Source organism: Pseudorhodobacter sp. MZDSW-24AT, assembly GCF_002794355.1.
GTDB lineage: Bacteria > Pseudomonadota > Alphaproteobacteria > Rhodobacterales > Rhodobacteraceae > Pseudotabrizicola.
Map to the genome: position 1 here is coordinate 1 of NZ_PGOI01000023.1, position 3,755 is coordinate 3,755.

The window sequence follows — 3,755 nt, forward strand, 5'->3', positions numbered from 1 at the left end:
CCGATGACGACCACTTCCTTGCCGCGATAGAAGAACCCGTCACAGGTGGCGCAGGCCGAAACACCGAAGCCCTTGAACTTTTCCTCGGACGGCAGGCCCAGCCATTTGGCCTGCGCGCCCGTGGCAAGGATCACCGCATCGGCCGTGTAGGTGGTGCCGCTGTCGGCCTGTGCGGTGAAGGGGCGTTTGGACAGATCAAGCGAGGTGATGTAATCGCTGATGATTTCCGCGCCCATGGCCTGTGCGTGATCCTGCATCCGCACCATCAGATCGGGGCCTTGCACATGGGTATCGCCGGGCCAGTTCTCGACCTCGGTGGTGATGGTGAGCTGGCCGCCGGGTTGCAGGCCTTGCACCAGAATGGGGTTCAGCATGGCGCGGGCGGAGTAGACCGCTGCCGTATACCCGGCCGGTCCGGAGCCGATGATCAGAACGCGTGTGTGCCGGGTGTTGGTCATGGTGCCCCCAAGTTTTCTGTGCGGCCTTGATATAGGCGCTTGCGCGCGGGGCGGAAAGCCCTGCTTTCACGGGCCTGCGGGGGCGAGACGCCTTGCACAGGGGCAAGGAATTGCTGCGCGGGGCGGAGGATTTGCGAAATATTCCTGCGCGTCGGTGAAACTTTGTTGCGCGACACGGGGGGCAAGCCTAGATAGGCGCAAAAGGAGTTGCCCATGGCCGTTTCAAAGCTTGATCCGATCGACCGTCAGATTCTGGCCGAATTGCAGGCGGATGGGCGGATGACCAATGTGGAACTTGCCAAACGGGTGGGGATTTCCGCGCCACCGTGTTTGCGCCGGGTGCGCACCTTGGAAGAGGCGGGGTTCATCAAGGGCTATCACGCCGATATCGACGCGCGCGAGCTTGGGTTCGAGGTGCAGGTCTTTGCCATGGTGCGGTTGCAGAGTCAGGCCGAGTCGGATCTGGCCAGTTTTGAGGCGCGCTGCCGTGCGTGGCCCTTGGTGCGCGAGTGCCATATGCTCAACGGCGAGATTGATTTCATTCTGAAATGCGTGGCCCCCGATCTTTCTTCGTTCCAGAGCTTTCTGACCGGCGATCTGCTGAAGGCCGAGAATGTGGCCAATGTCAAAACCAGCCTTGTGATCCGTTGCGCCAAGGACGAGCCGGGCGTGCCCTTCGATGTGCTGGAAGCGCGTTTGGCCAAAACGGCCTGAACGCGATCAGGGGAGGGCGCGCAAGGCGCGGACCCCTAAAAGCAAAAAGCGGCCCCGTTATTGTGCCAGAGGAGCACCGGGGCCGCTTTTGCCAAAGCTACAGTCGTGCTGCCCAACGCTGCCCCCGCATTTCGCGCGGGTCTTACACCGTTGGCCAGACCACCAAGCAGGTGGTAGACCGTGATAGTCTGAACATGGCGATAATCGGGCAGTTCGTCAAAGGTTTTCCGCATTTCGGCGAAGAATTTTAATCAATAGCTCGCATCGCTGTGCATTGTTCTGACTGTGTCAACGACCAAAGGTCAATTGTGGCGGGATCGTGGCAGCTTGGGCGAGAGACAGAAAAGGCCGCGCGGGCCGCGCGGCCTGACGTGCAGCACAGGCGATTCGATCAGCGGGCCGCGAGGGCGCGGGGCTGGGCGGGCGCCGATGTGACGGCTGCGGGCTTGCGCCGGGCGGCGCGGGCCCATGGCAGGGCGGTCTGCGCAGCTTGGCTGGCGGCGATCACGGATTTCAACCAACGGCGATCTTTTTTCATGGGTCTGTTCCTTTGACTGAAGTGACTGTCGATCCTGCTGCGAGCTTGACCAGAGTTTGGGGCAGTCGCTGGGCGGCAAATGTGAAAGATTGTGGTGCAGGCACCGTCGCGCACGGAGGAATAAGGCGCAGGAATTCATCCGCGCAAAGCTGAGGAAATCAAGGGATGTGGCGACAATCCGAGGCAAATTGAGCGGATTGTTTCCGCATTCGCTGGCAAAGTTTGCCGCAATCTTGCCGCAGGCTAAAGGCGGATCACCGAAATCAGACGCCCGTAATCGGCCTCCCCCGCATGTGTGGTGCGGCGGTAGGAGAAGAATCGCTCGGGATCGTGATAGGTGCAATGCCCGGTCCATTCGGCATGGCCCACCCCGGCGCGGCGCAGGCGGTGAAGGCCAAAGCCGGGCAGGTCGAACAACAGGCGGTCGCCGCTGCCGTTGATGAAAAAGCGGGTGTTGTCGGGATCTTCGGCGGTGAAGGAGTCGAAGAATTCGGGGCCGACCTCATAGGCGCGCTGGCTGATGCAGGGGCCGATGACGGCGGCGATGGCCTGCCGATTCGCGCCCAAGGATTCCATCGCGTCCAGCGTTGCCTCGAGCACGCCATCCATCGCGCCGCGCCATCCGGCATGGGCCGCGCCGATGACCCCGGCAGAGGTATCGGCAAACAGCACCGGCTGGCAATCGGCCGACAGCACCGACAGCGCAAGGCCGGGGGTGGCGGTGACCAGGGCATCGGCATGGGGGCGCACGGGCAAGGGGCCGGTGGCGCGGATCACTTCGGCGGAATGCACCTGATGCACGCCGATCAGGTGGTCCAGCGGCACGTCCATTGCGGCGGCCACGCGGGCGCGGTTGATGGCCACCGCATCCGACAGGTCGGTGGAGCCTGCGCCACAGTTCAACCCGGCAAAAATGCCCGAGGAGGCACCGCCCTTGCGTGTGAAGAACCCGTGGCGGAGATGCAGCGCATCAGAGGTGATGATGTCCAAGCTCATGGTGTCAGGCCAATCCCGGCGGCAGGGGGGTGCCGGCGCGGTGAAGCCCCAGCACTTTGAACAACGAACCCATTTCATCGGGGTGGGTCAAGCGCCGATGCGCGGCAAGATGCGATTGAAGGGCGGCACCGGTCATGGATTGAGCAAGCCGGGCCGCGCGGGCGTCAATGCCAAGGCGGGTCAGGAAAGCGCCTTGTGTGGCATAGCCATGCGGCAGGGCGCAACAGGCGGCGAGCGCCTCGAAGTCGACATGCGCGGTCAGATCGGCTTCGCCGGGGCTGGCCAGCGGATCGGCAAAGGCGTGCTGGCGCAGGGCTTGAAAGGTGTCTCCGGTCGAGCGCCAGCCGCCGTAATCGACGATCAGCGCCGCGCCACCGTGGCGATTGATGCGGTCATGGATCACCATGGCATAAGGGCGGGCGGCAGCGCAGACCTCGACCACGCGGCCCGGTGTGGGATCTTGAAAGGCGGGCAGGGTGCTGTCGGGGACCAGCGGGTCAGACAGGCCAAAGGCAAGGTGGCCGCCTTGCAGCCCCACCAACCGTTCGCGCCAGACGCGGCCATCGTGGTGGAACTGATGGATCGGCAGGGCGTCAAAGAATTCATTCGCCAAAAGGAACAGCGGCTGATCGGGCAAGTCGTCGATCTGGGTGGCATGGGATATGGGGTGGGGGGCCAACCGCGCCACCTGCTGCGCGCGCAGGGCAGGGGAGGCTTCGAGCAGCACGACCTGCGCAGCCGCATGGAACCCCGGCACCTTGCGCGTGGCCCGCAGCACATCCGCCATCAGCGTGCCGCGCCCCGGCCCCAACTCGGCCAGCGTAAAGCGGGCGGGCGCGCCTTGGTCCAGCCAGGCCTGCGCGAGGCTGAGGCCCAGAAGCTCGCCAAACATCTGGCTGATCTCGGGGGCAGTGGTGAAATCGCCATGCGCGCCGAAAGGCGTGCGGGTGGTGTAGTAGCCATGCTCGGGGTGCAGGAGGCATTCGGCCATGTAATCGGCCAGCGTCAGAGGGCCCGTGGCCGCGATGCGCGCGGCGATGATGCGGGCC

Annotated in this window: 5 protein-coding genes; 1 reads left to right on the forward strand and 4 read right to left on the reverse strand. The window is 64.2% G+C overall.

All coding sequences use genetic code 11. The features are described 5' to 3' along the window. Positions 1-458 (reverse strand): NAD(P)/FAD-dependent oxidoreductase (locus tag CUR21_RS18430; RefSeq protein WP_198431754.1); only part of this gene is annotated, 458 nt, incomplete at its 3' end. A 213-nt stretch (positions 459-671) separates the two neighbouring features. On the opposite strand from CUR21_RS18430, the gene CUR21_RS18435 reads away from it, so the two are divergent. Next, a complete protein-coding gene (locus CUR21_RS18435; protein ID WP_100198531.1) occupies positions 672-1,172 on the forward strand; it encodes an Lrp/AsnC family transcriptional regulator in 501 nt (166 codons plus the stop codon). 391 nt (positions 1,173-1,563) lie between these two features. Here the strand turns inward: CUR21_RS18435 and CUR21_RS18705 are convergent, their stop codons facing one another. The 3 genes from CUR21_RS18705 to CUR21_RS18445 all read right to left on the reverse strand — a co-directional run. Further along, complete coding sequence (locus CUR21_RS18705; protein WP_157792064.1) at positions 1,564-1,710, reverse strand: hypothetical protein; 147 nt, start codon at positions 1,708-1,710, stop codon at positions 1,564-1,566. A 243-nt stretch (positions 1,711-1,953) separates the two neighbouring features. Further along, positions 1,954-2,706 (reverse strand): peptidoglycan editing factor PgeF, encoded by a 753-nt coding sequence (gene pgeF, locus CUR21_RS18440; RefSeq protein WP_100198532.1) that lies wholly within the window; start codon positions 2,704-2,706, stop codon positions 1,954-1,956. A 4-nt stretch (positions 2,707-2,710) separates the two neighbouring features. Further along, positions 2,711-3,755: class I SAM-dependent methyltransferase (locus tag CUR21_RS18445; protein WP_369802552.1), on the reverse strand; the 1,045-nt coding region annotated here is incomplete at its 5' end.

Excerpts from the sequence above, each read along its gene's own strand:
- CUR21_RS18705 (WP_157792064.1), bottom strand. The coding sequence starts at position 1,710 with ATGAAAAAAGATCGCCGTTGGTTGAAATCCGTGATCGCCGCCAGCCAA.
- CUR21_RS18435 (WP_100198531.1), top strand. The coding sequence starts at position 672 with ATGGCCGTTTCAAAGCTTGATCCGATCGACCGTCAGATTCTGGCCGAA.
- pgeF (WP_100198532.1), bottom strand. The coding sequence starts at position 2,706 with ATGAGCTTGGACATCATCACCTCTGATGCGCTGCATCTCCGCCACGGG.